The sequence below is a fragment of the Citreicoccus inhibens genome (assembly GCF_019039035.1).
Taxonomy (GTDB): Bacteria; Myxococcota; Myxococcia; order Myxococcales; family Myxococcaceae; genus Citreicoccus; species Citreicoccus inhibens.
In genome coordinates this window covers 350,114-373,470 of sequence record NZ_JAHNZT010000004.1, presented here as the reverse complement: position 1 = coordinate 373,470, position 23,357 = coordinate 350,114, and the positions used below count along the sequence as shown (strand labels likewise).

The following is a 23,357-nucleotide window of genomic DNA, read 5'->3' as shown; positions in this document are numbered from 1 at the left end:
GAGGGTTACTGCGCGGGGGCGGTGCGCACGATGGCGGGGCCGAGCACCGCGTCGATGCGCTGGCGCAGCTCCGCGTCCAGCTTCACGCCGCTGGCCTTCACGTTGTCGTGGACCTGCTCGGGGCGCGAGGCGCCGATGATGGCCGAGCTCACGCTCGGGTTCTGGAGCACCCACGCGACCGCGAGCTGCGCCATGGTGAGGCCCGCGTCCTTCGCGATGGGTTGGAGCTGCTGCACGCGGGTGAGCACGTCGTCCGTGAGGAAATCCTTGATGAAGCCCGCCCCCCTCGAGTCGCGCGCGCGGCTGCCCGCGGGCGGAGGCTGGCCTGGGCGGTACTTGCCCGTGAGCACGCCCTGCGCGAGCGGGGACCAGACAATCTGCCCCATCCCCTCCGCGTCCGAGACAGGGATGACCTGCGACTCGATGACGCGCCAGAGCATGGAGTACTGCGGCTGGTTGGAGATGAAGGGGATGCGCAGCTCGCGAGCCAGCTTCGCGCCCGCGTGGATCTGCTCCGCGGACCACTCCGAGACGCCGATGTACAGCGCCTTGCCCTGGCGCACGATGTCCGCGAACGCGAGCATGGTCTCCTCCAGCGGTGTGCTCGGGTCGTAGCGGTGGGCCTGATAGAGGTCCACGTAGTCCGTCTGCAGCCGGCGCAGCGACCCATCGATGGACTCGAGGACGTGCTTGCGGGACAGGCCCCGGTCATTCCGCCCCGGGCCCGTGGGCCAGAACACCTTGGTGAACAGCTCGTAGCCGGCGCGGCGCTCGCCCTTGAGCGCGCGGCCGAGCACCGCCTCCGCCTTCGTTTCCGCGTACACGTCCGCGGTGTCGAAGGTGGTGATCCCCACTTCGAGGGCCGCGCGCACGCACGCGAGGGCCGCCTCCTCCTCGACCTGATTCCCATGGGTCAACCAGTTGCCGAAGGAGATCTCGCTGACGACGAGCCCACTGCGTCCAAGGTGGCGGAAGTTCATGGGGGCACGTTAGCGATGCGCGCGGGAAGACGCACGGGTCAGACGGACCGCTCGTCACCGCGGGCGACCGCTCCAGGGCCGCCTTGGACCGTCCCCCTCCCCTCGCTTGTCGCGCATGGGCCGAGTGTCCGACACTGCTGGCCCACACATGGCGGCCAGCGAAGAACGTCGACTCCAAGCTTTGGTCCTCGCGCCCGTGCGGCGCGTGCGGCGGCGCCTCAACGTGGAGGTCTGGCTGGAGCACGGCGTGGCCCCCGCGTGGGCCGTGGCCACCGCGTGCGTGCTCGTCCGCTTGGGGTTTCCCCGTGCGCCCGTGTGGGCGGCGCTCCCGCTCGTGGCGGTGGGGCTGTGGGCCTGGGTCGTGCGGGCCCGCTCGCGGCGCGTCTCGCTGGAGCACGCGGCGGTGCTCGCGGATCGCTCCGCGGGGGCCTCGGGGTTGTTGCTGACGCGGCTGGAGCGCCCCGTGGGGGAGTGGGAACTGGCGGCCAATCAGCTGGCCCGCGCGGTGACGCTTCCGTCGATTCGCTGGCACAGGCCGGTGGCCGCGCTGCTCGGCGCGGTGCTGTTCGCCGGGGTGGGGCATCTGCTGCCTCGGCCCGTGGCGCGCGACACGCGCATCAACGCCGCCGCCGCGACCCAGGTGGCGGCTGTGCAGGCCCAGGCCGAGGCGCTGGCCCGCGAGGAGCCCCTGGGCGCGAATGTCGAAGAGGAGCTGCGCCGGCTCTCGGAGGAGGTCGCGGCGGGGCGCTTCGACGCCGCCGATTGGGAGGCCACCGATGCGCTGTCCCAGCGGTTGGCCGAGCGCGCCGCCGAGGCCGCGGCTCAGCTCGCGCGCGCCGCCGAGGCGGCTCGTGACCTGGAGGATGCGCTGGGCCCGGCTGGGGACGCCGAGGCCGTGACGCGCGAGCGCGAGGCCCTGGAACAGGCCCTGATGGACCTCGACCGGAACGCGAAGGGCGAGACGGGCGAGACGGCCGGGGCTCAGTCGGGGACGCAGCAGGGCGCGCAGGCGTCGGACACGGGGCCGCAGGGCGCGGCGGGGACGCAGCAGGGCGCGCAGGCGTCGAACGCGGGGACGCAAGGGTCGGAGCAGCAGGAGGGGCGCCCCTCGGAGTCGGGTGCGGCGGGAGCACGCTCCGCGGAGCAGGGCGCGGCGGAGGCCCACGCGAAGGCCGCGGGGAACCCCACGCAGCTCTCGGATTTGCGTCGTGCGTTGGCTCAGCGTCAGGCGTCGTTGGAGCGGCGCTTCGGGAACGCGCCATCGGAGCGCCCGGGAGGTGCTTCGTCCGAGGCCCAGCGTGAGGCGCGCGCGGCGACGGGCCAGGGTTCGCGAACGGGACAAGGTTCGCGGTCGTCGTCCTCGGAGAATGGCTCGACGCAACAGGGGGCCGGCGATTCGCGGACCGGGCAGGGGCGCCCCATCACCGACGGCGACCACCTGAGTCGGCACGTGCGGTCCGGGAGCACGGGCGCCTCGTCGGAGGATGGGAAAGGCGAGACGCCCCTGGCGTTCGGTGGGTCGGCGGAGATGGACCCGAGGCGGCTGGCTTACGAGCCCCTGCCCGCTGGTCACGGGGGCGAGGCCGGTGAGGTATGGGGGCTGCGCGCGGGAGATGCACGTCCGCGTGAAGGCGCGGGGACCGCGGAGGGGTCGCGAGGGACGGGCGCGCGGGGCGAGGCGACCGCGGGGCCCGGCGCGACGCAGCTCCTGCCGCGCAACCGCGAGCTGGTGAAGCGGTACTTCGGTGGCGAGTAGTCCAGAAGGGGAGATGACGTGGCAGCGGAGCTACTCAGTCCAGGCGAAGTCCAGGGGGCGGTGGAGGCGGTGGCGCGCCTTCAGGAGGGCCTCAATCAGGTGATGCTCGACCAGCCGGCGGTCGTCGAGCAGGTGGTGGTGGCGGTGCTCGCGCGCGGCCATGTGCTGCTGGAGGGACTGCCGGGCCTGGGCAAGACGGAGCTGTGCAAGGCACTGGCGCGGTTGCTCGCGCTGCCCTTCCGCCGCATCCAGTTCACCCCGGACCTCTTGCCCGGTGACATCACCGGCACCTACGTGCTGGAAGGCGAGTCCCACCGCGAGCTGGTCTTCCGCGAGGGCCCGCTGTTCGCCAGCCTCGTGCTGGCGGATGAAATCAACCGCTCCAGTCCCAAGACACAGTCGGCGCTGCTGGAGGCGATGCAAGAGCGCCGCGTGACGGTGCTCGGTCAGACGCGCCCGTTGCCCGAGCCCTTCTTCGTGCTCGCCACGCAGAACCCCATCGAGTTGGAGGGCACCTATCCCTTGCCGGAGGCCCAGCTCGACCGCTTCCTGTTCCGCATCCAGGTGCCCTCCGTGGGCGCCAAGACGCTGCGCGCGCTGCTCACCACGCGCGTGCGCGGTGCGCCTCCGGAGCTGTCACCCGTGCTGGATGGGCCAGGGCTGGAGCGGCTGTTCGCGGCGGTGGACCGCGTGCACCTGCCGGGGCCGGTGGCGGACTTCATCGGGCGTCTGGTGGAGGCGACCGACCCGCGTCAGCCGAGCGCTCCCGAGCCGGTGCGGCGCTTCGTGCGCTATGGCGCCAGCCCGCGCGCCGCGCTGGCCATGGCCGCGGCGGGACGTGCGCTCGCGCTGCTCAAGGGGCGGCCCAACGTGGGCTTCGATGACGTGGTGGCCGCGGCCCCCGCCGTGCTCAATCACCGGCTGGTGCTCGCGTATGAGGCCTCGCTGGAGAAGGTGTCCACGCAGGACGTGGTGAGCGCGCTGCTCCAGGCGATCCCCGAGGTTCCCCGTGACTAGCGCGCTGCGAGCGCTGGCGCTGGCGGCGCTCCTGCTGGCGGGCGCCGCCCACGCGGGAGAAGAGGTGGCCGCCCCGGAGACCGACGCGGTGGCCGCCCCGGCGGTCGAGCCAGTCGACGCGCCCCCGGCGCCCGGCGGCTATCGCGACGTGTCCGAGTCCATGCTCGTGCTCATGGACGAGGGGGTCCACGCGAGCGTGCAGAGCGGCGCGTTGATGGCGCGGTTCGGGTACACGCCGTTGCAGGTGTCACTGGAGAACGTCTCTCCCGTGGCCCGCTCGCTTCAACTCTCGTTCGAGTCGAGCGAGGCCGGGGGGCGCGTCGCCACGATGGCGCTGAAGCTAGCGCCGCGACAGCGGATGGTGACCCACCTGCTCATCCCCGCGGGGATTCAGTCCGGCAGCGCGCTGTTGGAGGGGGAGGGGCTCGGCATCGGGCGGCAAGGCGTGTACGTGGACAATCCCGGCACGTCGTTGGGCGTCCTGGTGTTGGGCACGCAGAAGGAGTTCGAGCTCGTCACCGCGCTGGCCCGTGCGGAGTCGGGCCAGTCGCCCTTGATGGAGGTCCGGTTCATGGACCCCGCGCTCGCGCCGCGTCAGCTCGTTGCGTACGCGGGATATGGAACCGTGATGGTCGCCACGTCCCCCGACAAGGTGAGTGGCGAGCTGTGGGCCGCGCTGGAGTCGTATGCCGCCACGGGCGGCAACCTGGTCATCGCGCAGGCTCCGCGAGACCTGTCCGCGCGACTCCCGCTCGATACGGCGTCGGAGGCGGAGCCTCTCTATGGCTTCGGGCAGATCCACGTCTGCAGCACCACGGCGAAGGCGTGCGTCGGAGACCTCGAGATGGGCTCGCATGGCGTGGACGGGCCGGTGGTGCCCGTGGGGCTCTCGCGGGGCTGGGCGGGCAACCGGCACCTGCTCAGCAATGGCGAGAGCCCCCTGTTGGCGAGCGCGCGGTCTCCGGTGGGGCACTTCCTGTTCTTGATGGTCCTCTTCGCGGTCGTGGTCGGGCCCGGCTCGCTGCTGCTCTCCCGGCGCAAGGGACCGGTCGCGGTGCTCATCGCCGTGCCCTCGGTGGCGCTCGTGACGTGTGTGGCCCTGGTGCTCTGGTCCGTGCTGGTGGAAGGCTTCTCCGTGCACGCGGCGCGCTACAGCCTCACCTGGTTGGATCGGGAGCGCTCCCGCGCCATCACCGTGGGCCTGGGCGCCTGGTACGCCAACCTGCCCCCGGATTCGTTTGAGCTGCCCGACACGAGCGTGCTGATCGCGCCGGAGGATGGCGAGGGCACGGTGCTGGATCTGGACTGGACGCACGGCCTCGTGGTCCGCGGGGGCTTTCTTCCTGCGCGCACGTATCGTGAATGGGGCGAACTGGCGGTCGTGCCATCACGGGCGCGGCTGCGAGTCCATCGCGAGGGCTCGGACCTCGTCGTGCAGAACGCGCTGGGTGGACCCTTGCTGGGCGGGGCAGTGCGGATGGCGGGCACGCTCTGGACCCTGCCGGCGCTCGCGGATGGCGCGGAGGGCAAGGCCACGCTTCGGGATGAGAGTGCGCAGATGGACTGGGGTTTTCCCGAGGCCGCCGCGAACCGCTTCTCGCGGAGTCTGTTGCTGTTCACCGAGCCTCCGGTGGATGGGGAGTTCGTGGCACGGATGCGCGGCATGGGGACCGCGCCCACCGCGACGTTGGAGGTGGCGCTGGAGGACTCAGGCCACGTCATCCGGGGCCAGGTGGACGAGGGGCGGCCATGAGCTTGTTGGAAGTCAGAGGTCTGTGCCGCGACTACGGGACGCTGCGCGCGGTGGACGACGTGTCCTTCCGGCTGGAGGCGGGCAGCATCCTCGGGTTCATCGGGCCGAACGGCGCGGGCAAGAGCACCACGCTGCGCATCCTGGCGACGCTGGATGTGCCCACTTCGGGGGAGGTGTTGCTGGATGGCATGTCGCTGGTGGATGCGCCGGACAAGGCCCGGCCGCTCATCGGCTACATGCCGGACCGGTACGGCACCTATGACGATGTCACCGTGGCCGAGTTCCTGGACTTCTTCGCGCGGGCCTACGGGCTGAAGGGCGCGCAGCGCACGGCGCGAGTGGCCTCGGTGATGGAGTTCACCGGGCTCACGCCGCTGGCGGGCAGGCTGACCACGGCCCTGTCCAAGGGCATGCGCCAGCGGGTGGCGTTGGGGCGCACGCTGCTGCACGACCCGCGGCTCCTGCTGTTGGACGAGCCCGCGGATGGGTTGGACCCGCGCGCCCGCATCGAGCTGCGCGAGCTGCTGCGCGCGCTGGCGGACCAAGGCAAGGCGGTCATCATCTCCAGCCACATCCTCACGGAGCTGGCGGAGATCTGCGACACCTGCGCCATCATCGAGCAGGGGCGCCTGCTGACGACGGGCACGGTGCAGGACCTGCTGCACCCGGCGACGGATGCGGCGGCCTCCGTGGAGCTGTCGCTGCGGTTGGCGGTGGAGCGTGACGCGGAAGCGGAGTGGGCGCGAGCGGAGCGGTTGCTCCTGGAGCAGCCCCGCGTGATGAAGGTGGTCCGCGATGGTCAGGCGCTGCGCGTCCGGGTGGAGCTGGCGGCGCGGGCGAGCCCCACGGAGCTCGACGCGGCCTGCGCGGTGCTGCTGTCCACGCTGGTGTCGGCGGGGCTTCCGGTGTGCGCGTTCAGCCCGCGCGAGCGCAACCTGGAAGATGCCTTCATGACGGTGACGAAGGGGAGGGTCGCATGAGCGCGCCCGTGATTCCCGCCGCGGAGTTGGCTCCGTCGGCGCAAGCAACGCCGCCCGCGCCGAGCGAGCCCTGGTGGGCGCGGTGGGGCGATCGCCTCAATCCCCTGGTGGTGAAGGAGGTGCGTCAGGGCCTGCGCACGCGGGTCTTCTGGATTTGCTTCGCGCTGATGCTGCTGGCGTGCCTGGCCCTGTCGCTGGTGGCGTACCTGGATCTGCGCAACTCGGCGGTGTCTCAGCAGGGGAGCTCGTTCTTCTTCGCGTTCTTCTTCTGCCTCGCGGTGGTGCACTTCTTCATCGTCCCCTACAGCGCCTACCGCTCCCTGGCGCGCGAGCGGGAGGACGAGACGTGGGTGCTCCTGGTGCTCACGGGCCTGGGCCCGCGCCGGATTCTTCGGGGCAAGGTGGCCTCGTATCTGGTGCAGGGGGCGCTGTACGCCTCGGCGGCGGGGCCGTTCCTGCTCTTCAGCTACTACCTCAACGGCATCGACCTGTTCACCATCCTGCTCGTGCTGGGGCTGGCCGCGGCGTGGCTCGTGTTCGTCACGATGGTGGCGGTCTGCGCCGCGACGTTGGCGGACAGCCGGGTGGGGCGCGCCTTCGTTCACTTCGCGCTCCTCGGGGGGCTGGGCATCTCGCTCGTCACGGCGCTGACGTCCGCCTACGGGATGATCGAACACACCGGCCGATGGATGGGGGACACGGAGTTCTTCATCGGGGTGGGTATCTGTCTGTGGGGGATGCTGTCGTATGGCTGGCTGTTGTTCGAGGCGTCCGCGGCGAGGCTGGCCCTGCCCACGGAGAACTACACGCTCGAGCCGCGCCGGGCGGTGGTGCTTCAGAGCACCTTGTCCCTGCTGGTGGCCCTCTGCGCGTGGCAATTGAAGGACCAGTCGTTCCATGCCGCGTCCTTCACGGGGGTGATGGGGATGGTCCACCTCGCGGGCATCGGGGTCATCCTCGCCTCTGACGCGGATGGGCAGGCGCGCGCGCTCCGTGCGGCGACGCGTCCGTGGTCCCTCTACCGACCCGGCGCGGTGCGAGGGTTCCGTCTGGCGCTCGTGCTGGAGGCGGGCTGGACCGCGGTCTGCTTCGTGATGGTGCAAGCATCCGTGGCCGCGGAGTCGACCCTCGCGGGGTTCAGTCGCGCGCTGGTGTCCATGTTGTTCTACAGCGTGCTCTACCTCTCCGTGTCCCTCCTGCTCAGCCGGCTGGTCCCGCAGGAGCGCTTCAGCCGGTCCGCTTCGGTGCGGCTGGTCTTCTTCTGTGTGGTGGCGCTGGGGGGCGCGGTGCCGCCCGTCTTGGCCTCGCTGCTGGACCTGTCGTCGGATGCCCCGCTGTTCAACGTGCTCAACCCGTTCATGGGGCCGGTGAACTTCGCGGAGTCCAGGTACCGGGATGCGCTGCCCGACTCCATGCTCGCGTGCGTGGGGCTCCTGGCGGTGCTGGCCGCCTTCTGCGCGGACCGGAGTTTGGTGCAGCGTGAGCGGCGGGTCCACGCGTCGTGAGCGTTCGGATGGACGAAGCCGAGGTGGCGAGGCTTGGCGCTGGGCTGGCCCTGGCGCTGCCTCGGGGACCGCACCGCGGCCGAGTGGGCGAGGTGCGCGCCGCGTCGGCGGGCAGCTCGCTGGAGCTGCATGACTTCCGGGCGTACCAGCCCGGAGATGATTTGCGTCAGGTGGACTGGAACGCGGTGGCGCGCACCGGCGACTTGATTCTGCGCGTGCGCCAGGACGAGGTGTCGCCTCGGCTGGAAGTGGTGGTGGATGGCTCGCGCAGCATGGCGCTGTCCGCGTCCAAGGAGGCGCGGGCGCGCGAGGTGGCGCTGCTGACGACGGACGTGGGCGCTCGGCAGGGGCTCTCTCCCGCGCTGTGGGTGGCCGGGGCCCGGGCGGAGCGAGTGCAGGGCGGGGCGTGTCGCAGCGCGCTGCGCACGTCTGAGTTCGATGCGCGGGATGACCTGTCCGCCGCGCTGGCGCGACTGCCGCCGCTCCGGCCGTGTGGCGTGCGCGTGGTGGTGAGCGACTTCCTCGTCGAGGTGGACCTGGGCGCGCTGTGCTCGCGGCTGTCGCGCGGCGCTTCGGCGCTCTTCCTGGTGCAGGTGCTGGACGCGGAGGACCTGGACCCTTCGGGCGGTGAGGGCGCCAGGCTGGTGGACGCGGAGAGCGGCGCGGCGCTGGAGGAGTTGCTGACCGAGCCGGTGCTCGCGGCCTATGCCCGTCGCTTCGCGGAGCATCAGCGCGCCTTGCGGGCCGCGGCCCAACGCGCTCGCGCGACGCTGCTGACCGTGAGCGCGGCGGATCCGCTGAGCGCCCTGGTGGCGGGGCCGTTGCGCGCGCTGTTCGTGCCCGGAGGTGGCGCGTGAACTTCGGCGCGCCGTGGGGCTTGTTGGCGCTCGGGGCGCTCGCGCCGCTGGTGGCGGCGTATTTCCTGCGTCGTCGGCAGAAGCCGGTGATGGTGAGCGCGCTCTTCTTGTGGCGCACCCCACGTCCGCGCGCGGAGGCGGGGCCGCGATGGGAGCGCTTCACGCGCGAGGTCTCGCTGCTGCTGGAGGTGCTGGCGGTGGTGGCCGCGGCGCTCTTCCTGTCGGATGTGCGGTGGGGCGAGGCCGCGCGACGGCGGCACGTCGTGCTCGTGGTGGATGGCAGCCTGTCCATGTCCGCGCGGGGCGCCCCGGCAGACTCGGTGATGGAGCGCGTGCGCCGGGAAGCGGCGAAGCGGGTGGACTCCGAGTCGGCCACCCACGTGACGTTGCTCGCCAGTGGTGCATCGCCGCGCGTGTTGGCGGGGCCGGAGGTGGAGGCTTCTCGGGCGTTGTCGGCGCTGGAGTCCTTCCAGCCGCTGGGCGCGGACCATGACGTGCTGCCCACGCTGCGGTGGGCTCAGGAGCTGGCCGGACCGGGAGCGCCGGTGCACTTCCTCACGGACGCGCCGCCGGTGGAGGGCTTCAGTGTGCCGGCGACGGTGCGCTGGACGGCGCTGGGCGGGCCTCGGGACAACGTGGCGCTCATCTCGGCGCAGCGCCGGGATGAGGGGGACACGGCGACGGTGACGCTGCGGGTGGCGCGCTTTGGTCCGGGGCCCTCAACGGTGGACCTGCGGCTGCGCGCGGCGCCCGGGCCCGGGGCTCGCGAGGGCACGGAGCGCGTCGAGCACGTGGCGCTGCCCGAGGAGGGCGCGACCACCGTGCGCCTCACGTTCCAGGGCGCGGGGGACGTGGAGGCGGCGCTGCCCGACGACGCGCTGCCGGAAGACGGGCACGTGCTCCTGCCGCCCTCGCCGGTGTCGCCGGTGGCGGTGGGGATGGCACCCGAGCTGGGCGCCGCCGAGCGCGCGGCGTTGGAGCGCTTCCTGGCGGCGTCGCCCGAGGTGGCGCGCGGGAGCATGGGGCTCGGGGTTGCCGAGGTGGACGTTGGACCGCGCGGCACGAACGCGAAGGTGACGGTGGGCGCGGGCGGGAAGCTGCGCACGTTCGTCGGTCCCTTCTTCACCGAGAAGGGCGACGCGCTGCTGGATGACGTGCAGCTCGCGGGCGTGCGCTGGACGGCGGGAGACAATCCGCCGGGCCGTCCGCTCATCGCCGCGGGGGACGCGGTGCTGGTGTCCGAGGAGGAGGGGCGGCTGCACCTCAACCTGGACGTGGCGCGCTCCAACGTGCAGCGCACGACGGCGTGGCCCGTGCTGTGGAGCAACGTGTTGCGCGAGGCGCGGCGGAGGCGCGAGGGCTTCCCGCGTCACCAGCTCGCGCTGGGCGAGCCGCTGCCGGTGGTGACGAACCCAGGCGAGCGCTACGCGTTGCGCGGACCGCTGGGCACGAAGCCCGTGTTCGGCGCTGGGCCGCTGACGCTCCCCGCGCCCGCCGCGCCGGGCCGCTACGTGCTGGAGCGGGACGGTGAGGCGGTGGACTCGACCGAGGTCCTCGCGCTGGACGCTCGCGAGTCCGACCTGCGCGGACGCGGCAGCGTGGACCTCGCGGCGAAGGAGACGCGCGCGTCGTCGGAGGCGGCGGCGGGCTCGGGGCGCGCGCGCTGGCCGTTGTGGTTGCTGCTGGCGGCGTTGCTGGCGGACTTCTACGTCACGAGGCGCACGTGAGGCGGGCGGGCCGATGACCTTCACTCTTCCCCAAGCCTGGATCCTGCTGCTGCCGCTGGGGCTCTTCCTGTGGCGCTACGGTCGCCGTCCGGGAGCGCCTCAGTGGCTGCGGGCCGTGTTGTTGGTGCTCGCGGTGGGCGCGCTGTCAGGGCCCGAGCTGCGCCTCGCTGACGCGGGCAGCGATGTGGTGGTCGTGGTGGACCGCTCGCGCTCCATGCCGTCCGACGTGGACCGGACCGCGCAGGAGCTCGTGTCGCTGGTCGAGTCGCAGCGCCGTCCGGGGGACCGCGTGGGCGTGGTCACCTTCGGTCGCGAGGCGCAGGTGGAGAAGGTGCTCACGGACCCTGGGCGCCTCGGTGGCTTCCTGCGGCCCGTGGATGCGGAGGCCTCGGACCTGTCCGCCGCGCTCGATGCCGCGGGTGGGCTGATTCCGGAGGAGCGAGCGGGGCGTGTGCTCGTCATCTCGGATGGGCGGGCCACGGGCGCGGATGCGCGAGGCGCGGCCCGTCGGCTCGCCGCGCGTGGCATCGCGGTGGACTTCCGTCAGGTCGCCCGTCCCGAGGCGCCGCTGGATGTCGCGGTCGTCTCGCTGGACGTGCCGCCGGTGGTCTCCGTGCGTGAGCCGTTTCAGTTCTCCGCGGTCGTGCACGCCACCGCCGCGGTCACCGCCACCGTCCGGTTGGAGCGCGATGGCCGACTCTTGGTGAAGGGCCCGTTCTCCCTCGCGCCCGGCGCGAACGTGCTGTCCTTGCGCGACCTCGTCGAGGAGCCGGGGCTCGCGCGCTACCGGCTCGTGGTGGAGGCTCCGGGTGACGCGGTGGTGGAGAACGACCGAGGCCTGGGCGTGGTGCGCGTGGAGGGGCCTCCGCGCGTGTTGCTGCTCACGCATCAGCCCGGCGGCACGCTCGCGCGGGCGCTCACCGCGGCTGGAATGAACGTGAGCGTGCAGACGCCGTTCGTCTTGTCTCTCGAGGACTTGGAGGGCGTGGGCTCGGTGGTGCTGGAGAACGTGGACGCGAACGCGCTGGGCGAGCGTGGGCTGAATGCGCTCGCGCTGTTCGTGGATCAGCTCGGGGGCGGGCTGGTGATGACGGGCGGGCGCGAGAGCTTCGGTGAGGGGGGCTATCGGAGATCACCCGTCGAGCCGCTGTTGCCCGTGTCGTTGGAGCTGCGCGAGGAGCAGCGCCGGGCCGCCGTGGCGCTGAGCGTGCTCATGGATTGCAGTTGCTCCATGGGTGCCACCGTTCCGGATGGGCGCACGAAGATGGAGGTGGCCGCGGAGGGCGTGGTCGGCGCGCTGACCTTGCTCAACAAGCACGACGAGGCGTCCGTGCTGATGGTCGACACGGAGCCCCACGTCATCTTCCCGATGAAGAGCGTGGAAGAGGGGCTGCCCGTGGGCAAGGTCGCGCGCGGCTTCAGTGGAGGCGGCGGCATCTACGTGGGGGCGGCGCTGCGCGCGGGCCAGGAACAGATTCTCGCCAGCGACAAGTCGACGCGGCACGTGCTCCTCTTCGCCGACGCGGCGGACTCGACCAACCCCGAGGACTACCAGCGCATCCTCTCGGACTTGCGCTCCCGCAACGTCACCGTGTCCGTCATCGGGCTGGGGACGGCGAAGGACTCGGACGCGGCGCTGCTGCGCGACGTGGCGGTGCGCGGTGGTGGGCGCATCTACTTCGCGGAGGACGCGCTCAGCCTGCCGCGCATCTTCAGCCAGGAGACCATCGCGGTCGCGCGCGCCACCTTCCGGGACGAGCCCACGTCGATGGAGGCCGCCCCGGACCTGTCGTTGCTGGGCCCGCTGCCCACGCAAGGGCTGCCGCAGTTGGGGGGCTACAACCTCACGTACTTGAAGCCGCGCGCGAACGTGGCGCTGCGCACGCTCGATGACAGCGGCGCGCCCGTGTTGGCGCTCTGGTCGCGAGGCGCGGGCCGCGTGGTGGCCTTCACCGCGGAGGTGGATGGCCCGTACACCGGCGAGCTGCGCGAGTGGAGTGCCCTGCGCCCCACGCTGGAGGCGATGGTGCGCTGGACGCTGGGCAGCAGTGCTCCGGCGAGCCAGTCCGTGGTGCGCTCCGAGCGGCGCGGCAACCTGCTGCGCGTCACGCTGGACGTGCCCGAGGGCGAGCCCATGCCGGGCGCGAGCCCCACCCTGACGCTGGTGTCGGGAGATGGGCGGAGCTCGTCCGTCGAGCAGCCCCTGCACTGGGAGGACGCGGACCGCCTCGCCGTCGAGGTGCCGCTGAGCGGCAGTGGCACCTGGTTCCCGCTGGTGAAGCTGGGCGCGCGTGTGCTCCGCGCCCCGCCCGTCGTGCTGCCGTACGCGCCGGAGTTCGAGCCCGGCGGCGCGAAGGAGGGACGTGAGCTGTTGATGGCGCTCGCGGCCGTGGGCGGGGGCGTGGAGCGCCTGTCCATGACGGGGCTCTTCCAGGATGCGCCCGCGTCGGCGGGCCTCGTCTCGCTGGCGCCGTGGTTGGTGGGCCTGGCCGTGGCCGTGTTGCTGGCGGAGGTGACCGTGCGCCGGCTCCTCTCCGGACCGCGGCTGCGCAAGGTCGCCCGCGCCGCGCCTCCGCGCGCCCCGGCCGCGTCTCTTTCGCCGGTGTGGCAGGTGGCCGCGCCGCGGCACGCGAAGCCACCGGCTGGGCCGAGCGAGGCGCCCGCGGCGTCCGAGGCGCCCGCCGCGAGCGAGACGAAGGCGGCGCCGGCCGGCATGGACTCCGCATTGGAAGCGGCACGGGCGCGCGCTCGCCGGCGCCTGGGACAGTGAGGCCCGCGGGGATTCAAGGTATGACGCCGCCGATGACGGAGTCCCGCTGGACGCGCGTGGCGTGGAGTTGGTTGGGCGGAGCGCTCGCCGTGCTCGCGTTCGAGGCCGCGCGGCTCGCGCTGCACAAGTCCTTCAGCATCGACGAGTTCCAGTACGCCCACTCGGCGTGGCTCATGGCCCACGGGCAGGTGCCCTACCGCGACTTCTTCGAGGTGCACCTCCCGCTCGTCTACCAGCTCCTCGCGCCGCTGTTCTGGGTGTATGGGGATGCGCCGAGCACGATGCTCGTCCTGCGCGCGGCCATGCTCGCGCCGCTGGCGGGCGCGGCGCTGGCGACCTGGGGCATCAACCGGCGCGAGGGCTCGTTCGCGGCGCTGCTCGCTCCCGTGTTGCTGCTGTCGCTTCCGTCCTACGCGCGGTTCGCCACCGAGGTGCGGCCGGACGCGCTCTCCACCGCGTTGTTTCTTGGTGCGCTGGCGATGCTGTCGTCGCGCACGGTCGGCAAGGGGGGGAGCTTCCTGTCCGGCGCGTTGCTGGTCGCGGCGGTGTGGGCCTCGCAGAAGGTGCTGTTCCACGGTGGCCTCGTGGGCCTCGCGCTCCTCGTGGATGTCGCGTGGCGACGGGGGCGTCCTCCGGCGCGGCTGGGCTCGCCGCGCGCCTTCCTCGTGGGCGCGGGGAGCGTGCTGGCGCTGGTGGCCGTGTACCTCACCGTGACGGCGTCCTGGGGCGCGACGTGGCGGTGGTGCTTCGTCTGGGCCGCGGAGCATCAACGCCACTACCCGGGCTTCTCATGGCGCGACTTCTTCGTCCCGACAGTGCGCGAGCAGCCCGTGTTCTTCATCCTGGCCGCGCTGGGCCTCGCGCGAGCCCTCTGGACGCTCGTGCGCGAGGGGCCCGCGCGCTGGAGTCATCCGGACGCGCTGCTGGTGCTCGCCGTGCCCGCGACGTTCGGCGCGTACGCGCTCCAACGCGCTCCGTTCCCTTACAGCCTGTTGCCGTTCCTCGGGGTGCTGGCGCCGCTGGCCGCGCGTGGCGCGATGCTGGCGGTGATGTGGCCGCGCACGCTCGGGCCGCGTATCGAGGCGGCGGTGGGGTTGGGCGCGCTGCTCGCGCTCCAGGCGACGGGCCTGGAGCAGTTGCTGGACGGTGGGGACAACGCGCGTCAACGCGAGGTGCTCGCGCGCATCGGGACGCTGACGGGGCCCGAGGACGTCGTCTACGACAACGCGGGCGGCGCGGTGAGCCGTCCGCACGCGCACTTCTACTTCTACACGGACGCGTACCTGCGAGGCTCCGTCGCGGAGCAGCTCGCGCGCGAGGTGCCCGAGGCCCTGGTGTCACGGGGCTGCGTGCTGCGCGTGGACGACCTGCGCACCCCGGGCTTGCCGCCCTCGCTGCGCGCCTTCCTGGACGCGCACTATCAACCGCTCGATGGCGACCTGTACCTCTGGGGCCAGGGCTACGACGCGTCGGGCGCCGCGCCGCTGGAGGACCGCTTCCTCGCCGTGCGCGAGGACCGCTACTTCGTGGAGCCGGCCCAGGTGCTCGAACGCGGCACGCTCGTCATCGACGGGGGGCGGGTGACGACCCCGGAGTTCTCGCTGTCCCGGGGCGAGCACACGGTGCGCTACGAGGGGCCCGCCGGACGCTTCCACCTGCTCTGGCTGCCACGTGACGGCCAGCGCTGGCGTCCGCGTCCTGGCGTGCCCGCGACCTTCTCACGCCTCTTCTGAGGCGGCCCTCACGGACACGGGCGCTGTCCGCCCGCGACCTTGTAGGCGTTCACCTTCTTGGCGAGGTTGCCGTTGTCCGTCTCGGGCGTCGTCTGGCCCAGGGCACCGGCGCCGAAGGCGAAGCCGACCCCGTGCGCGGCGGCCACCTCGTCGGCGTGCGCGAAGAAGTAGTCCACGCGGTTGTCGCGCCAGTGGTTGTCCGTGTTGTTGAGGGACATGTTGCCCAGCGGGAGCTGCCACCAGAAGTTCGGCTTGTTGAGGCGCTCGGACACGGCCTTGGCCCACGTGAAGGCCTGACGAAAGTGGGGGAGCTTGGTGTTGTTGGTGTCCCACCACGTGGCCTTGCCCTGCTGCTTCTCGTACCAGCCCGCGTCCCGGTCGGAGGCCTCCACGGTGACGAAGTCCATCTCCGTGGCGCCGAGCTGCGAGAGGAAGTCCGCGACCTTGTTCGCCTCGCCCGCCACGTTGAAGGACGCGTTGGTGTTGATGGACACGTCCACCTTGGTGGCCCACGCGCTGGCGTGCAGGCCCACCTTCGCGTTCGGCGCGTACTTGCGCGCCATGGCGATCATGCACTTGCTCAAGCCCGCGGCGTTGTTCTCGTGCGAGGCGCAGTCCGTGGGGTTCGCGGCGGCCACCTGCGCGGGCATGGCGCGCGGCGTCCCGTCCGGGGAGAAGAACTGGAGATAGGCCCAGAGGTCGGGCTCGATTTGCAGCAGCACCTGCTCACTGCCCACCTGCTTCAGCAAGAAGCGCCAGTCCGCCAGATAGCGGCGCAGGAAGTTCACGTCGTTGAGCGCGGCGAGCTGTGCCTGGCCCTCGGTGTAGCCGCTGGCCTGGAACTCTTCGTAGTAGGTGATGAAGGGAATCTGGTGGTTGCCGCGCGCGGTCTTGATGAAGTCGCGCACGTAGGCGCCCGGCGGATCCTGGTCCCACTGCCAGCAGCCCCACCAACCACACGCCCCGCCCGCGCACGAGGTGCCCGCCGCGGTGCATCCCGAGGCGCACGACGTGCAGGCGTCCTTCGAGTCGAAGATGCCGGCCGCGACGTAGAGGTAGCGCAGGTCAAAGGGCGCGGCCTTCGCGGTGGCGTCCTCCATCTGCGCGCCCACGATGAGCCGGTCCTTGCCGAGCTGCGAGAGGAAGCGTGACTCCATGCAGCCCGAGGGCTGCGTGCCACCGTCCGTCGGGTTCTCCGTACCGCCGTCGGTACTGGGATGGGGCTCCGTCGGTCCTGGGTCGGAGCAGCCGGCCAGCACCACCAGGCCGAGCACGAGACACAGCCACGGCTTCTGTCGAGAGATTGAGGAGGTCCGCATGGGTGTCATGCACGCTACCCCGGCTTTGTGACGCCGACGCGGCAATGGCACTCAAGGGCAGCGAGTGTTCGCCGCGCTCCCTCTCATGAGCAGACATTTCGTCTGTGGAGCCCCGGTCAGTTTCCACTCTCTCGAAAGATGGGATGTCTGCCTTTGGGGCGGGTGTGCGCTGACCTGGGTGCGTCAGTATTCGTTGGTCCAGATGAGGTCCAGGCCGCCGTGGCGCGCATCGCCATACTGGCCTTCCACGCTCCACCGGGGACCGAACTGGTATTCGAAGCGCACGGCGTTGGCGTTCTCGCCTTGCTGCAAGTTGGCGCCGACGCGGCCGGTGTAGCCCACGTAGATTTTGTCCGTGACGTAGGTGCCCACCTCCAGCTTGGTGCCCGCGAGCCCCGCGCCGCCGGCTTCGATGGAGAGCACGTCCAACGGCAGCTTGGAGGCCAGCGTCTTTCGCGCCTGGTTGGCGATGTACGAGCCCACCACCGAGGCCGCCTGCGCGCCCGCCGTCATGGACGCGCCGGAGTTGCGCTCCAGGGTGCGGCGGCCCGTGGCGAGCAGGGTGTAGATTTCAGACTCGGGCAGCGGCGGCTCGCTGCTCGTCTTCAGGGTGATGTCCTTGCCCTGGCCTCGGATGGTGACGAACACCGTGACCTGCGCTGAGTCGTTGCGGTGCTCGGCCGTGACGTTGATGTACGGCGCGAGGGCCGGGCCGGTGAAGCGCACCTGACTGTCCTTCTGCACGTCGAAGCGGCGGCCCAGCACGTCCACGCGGCCGAAGATGACGGTGACCTCGCCGAACATGCGGGCCTCGTCCGTGTACTCCAGCCGGAAGTCATCCGAGAGGCCGAGCTGGAGGTTCAAGTCCGAGCCCTTCACCCAGATGTTCCGGGGCGCGTGCACGTTCACCCAGTACGCGCGCCGCGCCGGCTCTGGCTCGGGCGTCGACGGCGCGCCCTCGGGTGGCGCCGTCCCTGTCGCGGTGCCCGGCGCGGGTGGCGGTGTGGCGGCCTTGCGCTTGCGCCGCTCCACCGGAACGCCGTTGCGCACCAGCACCACGTCGGTGGGACGGTCGAGTGACTGGAGGTCCTTGCGCTTGATTTCGGGCAGCTCGACGTGGGCCTCGGGGATGGACAGGTCGGTCAGGTGCACGAGCTGATCCGACAGGGTGCCGCGCATCGTCATGTTCATGCTCAAGAGCGCGAGCAGCTGGTCATCCACCACGATGGGGAAGTTCTTCGTGGTGCCCTTGCCCTCGAGCGAATACTCGTCGCCCTGGGCGCGCTTGGCCTGCGCGGAGAGGTCCAGCGTGCCGTTGCCCGCCTGCGCCGAGAGGCGCTTGAGCTGGATGTTCTCGCGCGTCGCGTCCAGGTCGAGCTGGATGCCGCGATACTCGCCGAACCCCATCAAGCCCAGCTTGCCGTCCGTCCACTGCAGCGTGCCTTGGAAGGTGGGGGCGCCCACGGTCCCGCCCAGCCGGGCCTGCGCCTGGAGGATGCCGCCCAGGGTTCGCACGGTCTGCGAGGCGCCAGAGAGGAAGGACGGGTCGAAGTCGTTCGCGCGCAGGTTCATCTCCAGCGGCGCGCTGGCGACGGGCAGCGACGCGGCCTGGAGCGCCGGGAGCGACAGGTCCAGCGTCAGACCGCCGTTCAGCTGGAGCGTGCCGCCGCTCGCGCCGGAGAACATCGCGTCCACCGTGGAGCGCTGCGACGCATAGGTGTAGTGCGCGCGGGCCTGTCCGAGCGCGAGCGAGCCCACGCCCAGCTTCTGCACGGTGGCGGTGAGGTCCACCTGCGGCGCTTCCAACGTGCCGTGGGCGAGCATCTCCAGCGCCAGCAGTCCTTGCAGGCCGCGCCCCTCACCGGCTGGGTGCGGATGCAGCTCGTGCAAGGGCACGGGGCCCGCGTGGCCCTTCAACTCGAAGGGCACATGGCCGAACACGTCCCGGTCTTGCAGCGCGGCCAGCGGCGCCTTGAGCAGGAGCGTCAGCTCCGCGAGCGCCTCCTGCTGGCGCTGCGCGTTCAGCGTCAGCTTCACGTCCTCGGTGCTGGCGACGATGGCGAGCTGGCCGTCCAGCGGCGGCGCGCCGTTGAGCGTGGCGTTCTTGGCGAGCACATCCACCCGGCCCACGGGCGTCACCAGCGAGCCCGAGGCCGCCACCTGCACGGACACCGTGCCCGAGGGGGCCTCCACGCCCGGCATGCCTTGGAGCAGCGCCAGCGAGAGATCCGCCAGCCGTGCCTCCAGCTGCACGGGCGTGTCCAGCGCCTGCGCGGCGGTGGGCGGATGCGCGAGCAGTCCATTCAGGGTGAACGGCGTGCGCAGCACCGCGTAGGTCTGTGGGCTCAAGCCCTGCACGTCCAGGCGAGCGTCCAGTGTCTGGTCTTCTGGATCCGAGCCCGCGCGCAGCTCGAAGGAGAGCGGCCGGGCGAAGAGCTCCTCGGGGCGGCCGGTGTAGCGCAGCTCGCGCCCGCGCAGGGTGAGCGCCACGCGCGGATCCTTCGCGGTGCCGGTGACCTCCAGCAGCCCCGCGAGGTGTCCGGTGGGGCTCGGGGTCGGCGGCGCATCGGGCTCGGGCTCGGGGCGGTGGACGAGCGCCATGGCCCCCGCGATGTCGACATCCTCCAGGTTGATTCGCAGCGACACGGGCTCGCGCCGGCGCCGCAAGAGGCCCTGGATGGGGATGTCGAAGTCGGCGGTGGCGTGCGCCGCGGGGAGCCCCGCGCTGAGCGTGCCCGTGGCGCGGTCTCCGGACGTGCGCCCCCTCAGCCCGAGCGCGAGGTTCTCGTATCCCCGCGCGCGACCGTCCTTCCACGCGAGGTCCACTTCCGCGTCGGGCCGCGACAGCACGCCGCGCGTGGCCACGTGGCCTGTGACGGTGCCGCCCAGGCCCAGCGACTCCGGGACGAAGAGGCGCGGAAGCTTCGCGAGGTCCACGGCGCCCAGCTCCACGCGCGCATCCAGGCGCGAGCCCACCTTCGTCATGCCCACCGAGAGCGACTGCGACTCGGAGGCCAGCGCCAGCGGGGGCTCCACGGCCACGCGTCCCCCGCCGAAGCGCACGTGCGTGGGGTGCCGCAGCGTCCAGGTGGCCTCGGGCCAGGACAGCGACAGCGTGCGCACGTCCAGCCCGTCGCCGCCGGAGTCCACCTGTCCGCGCAGCCCGAGCGCGAACTGCGCGTCGCCGGCCAGGTTGATGTGCGCCTCCAGGTTCTGGTTCTCCGTGGCGATGACGGCGGACAGGTCGCGGAAGGCACGGCCTCCGGTGCGCAGCTCGGCCACGGCCAGGTTGGCGTCGGTGGTGAGGGGGCGCGTCACGTTGGGGATGTCCACGTGCAGGCGCAGGCCCTTCATGGCGAAGTCGCCATAGGTGAGCGCGGCGAAGTCTCCGTCCGCCTTCAGGTGGGGCGTGCGCGGCGGGCCGTCCAGACGCAGGTCCAGCGCGCCGCCGCCGGCCAGGGGGGGCACCACGCCGCCCGGCACCAGCCGATTCAGCGCGCGGGAGAGCTGCTCCAGGTTCGTCGCCTGGAGCGTGCCCGTGGCGCGCAGGGACTTCGTCGTGCCTTCGCCACTGGCCACGAGCGAGGCGCCCGGCACGAGCACCCGCAGCTTCGCGAGCTGATAGCGCCCGTCCTTCGCGCTCGCGCGCACCTCCACGGGGCCTACCGCCTGGCCTCGGTACTCGGACGGGGAGACGGTGAGGGCCGCGTCGCCATCCAGCGACTCCAGGCTCGTGCCGCCGCCCTTCGCGACGAGGTCCGCGGACAGGTGCGTGGCGATGCCCTCGTCCATCAACTCCGCGAGGTTCACGTCGCGCACCTTCACGGTGAGCCCGCTCGACCGCAGCCGCTCCAGGTCGAAGTCACCGTCCACGTCCACCGTGGCCTTCGCCGCGCTCGCGGCGAGCTTCGCCGTCACCGTGTCGCCGTCGAGGCCCGCCGTGCCGTGCAGCGTCACCGGCACCACGAGCGGCCAGGAGGAGAGCAGCCCCTGCGCCAGGGCAGGCGCCACCGTGAGCCGCCGCAGCTCCAGGCCGAGCGTCTTGGGCCCGGACTGCTTCGCCGCCGCGTCCAGCTCCAGCCCCGCGAGGGCGAGCTGGAGATCCACCTCGCGCGCGTCCTGCTGGCCCGAGCCCTTCACCGTCAGCTTCACGGGGCCCGCGGTGGGACGACTGAGCGCGCCTGTGGCATCGAGCGTCACGGTGAACGCCTGGTTCGCCAGCGCATACGAGCCCGAGCCCGTCGCGGAGAAGTCCTCCAGGCGCGCCTGCCGCTGGCCGCCGTCCGGCAGCTCCTGCTGGAAGTCCACGTACGCGTGGGTGAGCTGGAGCGCGCTCAGCGACAGCCGCAGGCGGCTCGGCGTGGGGGAGGGCGGCTCCTCGGGCTTGGGGTGTCGCGGCGCCACCGCGCGCGAGAGGTTCAGCCCGCGCTCGTCTTGAGCGAGGTAGAGGCGAGGCGTGTCGAGCGTCACGGACGTGAGGTCGACGGAGTTTCGGAGCAATCGGGAGAGCCTCGCGCGGGCCTGCACGCGGGCCACCTCCGCCACCAGCTCGCCCTCGGGCGTGTACAGCTTCAGGTCCGTGAGGGTCACCTGGCCCAGGCCCACGTCCAGGCTGCCCACCTCCAGGCGCCCCGCGAGCTGCTCGCCCGCGATTCCCAAGCCCTGGCGCAGGAGCCACGCCTCGCCTGGACGGCTGGTCGCGAAGAGCAGGGCGCCCGCCACGAGCAGCACGAGCAGGGCCAACAGGCCGCCCAGTCCCCATGCCAGTCGTCGTCGCCAGCGCGCGCGCTTCAAAACGCCTCTCCAATGGAAATCTGCAGGGCGCACATCCCCTCGGGCGAGCCCGCGAAGGTGGCGTCTGGAGACGTGGGTCCGGACAGGGGCGCCTTCACGGCCTTGCGTCCGATGCCGAAGCAACCTCCGGCGGTGGGATAGGTGTAGCCGTCGGTCGCGACGGGCAATCCCCGCCCGATGTTCAACCGCCGCGCGAGGTCCAGGCGGATGGGGCCCACCACCGTGAGGTAGCGCATGCCCAGGCCCACTGCGTGGTAGTGGTCGGGGCCGAACAGCTTGGGCGAGTCCTTGCGCAGGAAGCCGTTCACGCCCACCAGCCCCGAGTCATAGAAGCCCGCGACCACGAAGCTCTCGGAGAGCTGGTAGCGCAGCTCCACCGAACTCTCGAACAGGCTGTTGCCGCCCACCGGGACGGTCTGCTGCTCGCCGTTGTCGGGCGCGCCCACGGCCACCATGGGGGACAGCCGGTTGCCGTTGAAGCCGCGCATGAAGTTGGCGCCGCCGGAGAAGAAGCGCGTGACGATGGAGCTCTGGCTGTTGCCCAGCGTGTTGAGCGTGCCCATGCGCAGCTTGGCCGCCACGGTGACCCGCCGCCGCTCGCCGAACGACTCGTAGAAGCGCAGGTCCGGCAAGAGGCGCACATAGTCGAAGCCGCCGAAGAACGGCCCGCCGCCGCGCTGCACGCTCAGCCCCAGGTAGTAGCCGTCGCGCGGCTCCACGGGGTCGTCCCGCCGGTCCCAGGCGAAGGCGATCTCCACGAAGCTCAGCGCCTGCGTGCACTTGCTGGACGCGGTGGTGCTGGAGCCGCTCGTGGCGCAGCCGAGGACGATGGGCGGCACGGTCGCGTCCGCCGCGACGCTGCCGTTGAGCCGGTACACCTGGAGGTTGTACGAGGGGAAGACGCTGAAGCTGGGGTGGGGCTGCCAGATGACACCCGCCTGGAGGCGCCCGCCCAGGTAGTCATACGCCTGCTCCACGCCCTTCTCGCCCGTGAGGGAGGACTGCAAGCGCAGGTCGCGCAGGAGGAAGCGCGGCTGCTCGAACTCGGCGGTGAGGTTGAAGATGGTGCCGCTCTTGGCGCTGGAGTTGTCCGAGCTCTTGAGCGCGGCGATGACGTTGGGGATGAACGCATAGCCGGCGCGTCCCCGGAGCGTCAGTCGGCGCAGGCCGCCGTGGAAGTTGCGGTGCGTCCACTCGCCTAACAGGCGCACCTCCTGGCGCGCGGCATCCACGCCGATACCACCGCCGAGCCGGATGGAGCGGAACGGCGCCTCGCGCACGTCCACCACGATGGGCACCGTGGCGTTCGTCCGGTCGGGCGCGCCGCGGTTCACCTTGGCCGCGCCGAAGACGCCCATGCGGAACACGCGGGCCTGGGCTTCGGCCAGCGCGGATTCGCTGTAGTACGCGCCCTTGTGCACCGCGCCCTGCGCCTGCTCGATGATGCGCTTGGGCGGCACCTGGGGGTTGGCGTCCGTGGCGACGAAGATGTTGCCGAAGCGGTAGCGCAGGCCCGGCTTCGCCTGGAGGTGGACGGTGGCCTCTTGCGTGGCCACGTCCACGTGCACCTCGCCCGTCACCTCCGCCTCCGCGTAGCCCAGCTCGCGCAAGCGCTGCTTGAGCTCCTCCTTCGTCGTGCCCCAGGCCTCCTCGCGGAAGATGTCGCCCTCGCGCACGGGCAGGTTCGCCAGGAGCCGCTCGCGCTGCAGCGGGGTGGGCGCGGATTCCCCTTGGGACAGGGGCTCCAGCCCGTCGATGTGGATGGCGGCGATGCGGGTGGGCTTTCCCTCCTGGACGCTCACCTCCAGCCGGACCGTGTCCTTGCCCACCTCCTGTACTTCGTTGGCGACGACCTCGGCCTGGTAGAAGCCCTGGGCCGCGTAGTACCGCTCGATGCGGCGCAGGTCCGCCTGCCACGCGTTGGGGTCGAAGTAGTGCGGCTTGCCGAACGGCCAGAACGCGTACCAGGGCGTGGCCGAGGTGAGGATGCGGTCCTTGAGGGCCCCCTCGGAGACCTGCTTCGTGCCCTCGATGTCCAGCGCTTCCACCTTGGGGCCGGGTGGGGGCTCGGACATGGTGGCGCAGGCCGTCACCAGCGCCAGGAGGGTGGTGGCGAACAGGAGGCGAAGGGAGCGGAGCGGGACGACGGCGGCCACGGGGCCGTTT

General features: G+C 71.9%; 13 protein-coding genes. 9 read left to right on the top strand and 4 right to left on the bottom strand.

The window, feature by feature from the left end:
- Nucleotides 1-5 precede the first annotated feature (5 nt).
- Nucleotides 6-980, bottom strand: coding sequence for an aldo/keto reductase family protein (locus tag KRR26_RS07990; protein ID WP_217079516.1), 975 nt, complete (start codon nucleotides 978-980; stop codon nucleotides 6-8).
- 181 nt (nucleotides 981-1,161) lie between these two features.
- On the opposite strand from KRR26_RS07990, the gene KRR26_RS07985 reads away from it, so the two are divergent.
- Genes KRR26_RS07985 through KRR26_RS07945 form a run of 9 tightly spaced genes read left to right on the top strand, consistent with a single transcriptional unit; the run spans nucleotide 1,162 to nucleotide 15,078 of the window.
- The gene (locus KRR26_RS07985; protein WP_236068379.1) at nucleotides 1,162-2,736 is read left to right on the top strand and encodes a hypothetical protein; all 1,575 of its coding nucleotides are present in this window, start codon (nucleotides 1,162-1,164) and stop codon (nucleotides 2,734-2,736) included.
- Nucleotides 2,737-2,754: 18 nt separating this feature from the next.
- Nucleotides 2,755-3,753 carry an AAA family ATPase gene (locus KRR26_RS07980; protein WP_120205755.1) on the top strand — a complete coding sequence of 333 codons (999 nt, stop codon included), beginning with the start codon at nucleotides 2,755-2,757 and terminating at the stop codon, nucleotides 3,751-3,753.
- A complete protein-coding gene (locus KRR26_RS07975) occupies nucleotides 3,746-5,506 on the top strand; it encodes a hypothetical protein (RefSeq protein ID WP_120205757.1) in 1,761 nt (586 codons plus the stop codon). Before KRR26_RS07980 ends, KRR26_RS07975 begins: the two co-directional genes overlap by 8 nt.
- Nucleotides 5,503-6,486, top strand: coding sequence for an ABC transporter ATP-binding protein (locus tag KRR26_RS07970; protein WP_120205759.1), 984 nt, complete (start codon nucleotides 5,503-5,505; stop codon nucleotides 6,484-6,486). The genes KRR26_RS07975 and KRR26_RS07970 overlap by 4 nt, the downstream gene beginning before the upstream one ends.
- Nucleotides 6,483-7,991, top strand: coding sequence for an ABC transporter permease subunit (locus tag KRR26_RS07965; RefSeq protein ID WP_217079514.1), 1,509 nt, complete (start codon nucleotides 6,483-6,485; stop codon nucleotides 7,989-7,991). The genes KRR26_RS07970 and KRR26_RS07965 overlap by 4 nt, the downstream gene beginning before the upstream one ends.
- A gap of 8 nt (nucleotides 7,992-7,999) precedes the next feature.
- Entirely contained in the window at nucleotides 8,000-8,848 is an 849-nt protein-coding gene (locus KRR26_RS07960; protein WP_199723767.1) for a DUF58 domain-containing protein, read from the top strand.
- On the top strand, nucleotides 8,845-10,575 hold the full coding sequence (locus KRR26_RS07955; RefSeq protein ID WP_217079513.1) for a BatA domain-containing protein: 1,731 nt from the start codon (nucleotides 8,845-8,847) through the stop codon (nucleotides 10,573-10,575). The genes KRR26_RS07960 and KRR26_RS07955 overlap by 4 nt, the downstream gene beginning before the upstream one ends.
- 13 nt (nucleotides 10,576-10,588) lie before the next feature.
- Nucleotides 10,589-13,345 (top strand): VWA domain-containing protein, encoded by a 2,757-nt coding sequence (locus KRR26_RS07950; RefSeq protein ID WP_217079512.1) that lies wholly within the window; start codon nucleotides 10,589-10,591, stop codon nucleotides 13,343-13,345.
- Nucleotides 13,346-13,365: 20 nt separating this feature from the next.
- Nucleotides 13,366-15,078: a hypothetical protein gene (locus KRR26_RS07945; protein WP_217079511.1), complete on the top strand. Its 1,713-nt coding sequence runs from the start codon at nucleotides 13,366-13,368 to the stop codon at nucleotides 15,076-15,078.
- Between the two features lie 8 nt (nucleotides 15,079-15,086).
- Here KRR26_RS07945 and KRR26_RS07940 read toward each other — a convergent pair whose 3' ends face one another.
- The 3 genes from KRR26_RS07940 to KRR26_RS07930 form a co-directional block, all read right to left on the bottom strand.
- Nucleotides 15,087-16,397 carry a hypothetical protein gene (locus KRR26_RS07940; RefSeq protein WP_120205767.1) on the bottom strand — a complete coding sequence of 437 codons (1,311 nt, stop codon included), beginning with the start codon at nucleotides 16,395-16,397 and terminating at the stop codon, nucleotides 15,087-15,089.
- A 183-nt stretch (nucleotides 16,398-16,580) separates the two neighbouring features.
- Nucleotides 16,581-21,191 carry a translocation/assembly module TamB domain-containing protein gene (locus KRR26_RS07935; protein ID WP_236068378.1) on the bottom strand — a complete coding sequence of 1,537 codons (4,611 nt, stop codon included), beginning with the start codon at nucleotides 21,189-21,191 and terminating at the stop codon, nucleotides 16,581-16,583.
- A complete protein-coding gene (locus KRR26_RS07930) occupies nucleotides 21,188-23,266 on the bottom strand; it encodes a BamA/TamA family outer membrane protein (RefSeq protein ID WP_236068414.1) in 2,079 nt (692 codons plus the stop codon). Before KRR26_RS07930 ends, KRR26_RS07935 begins: the two co-directional genes overlap by 4 nt.
- Nucleotides 23,267-23,357 lie beyond the last annotated feature (91 nt).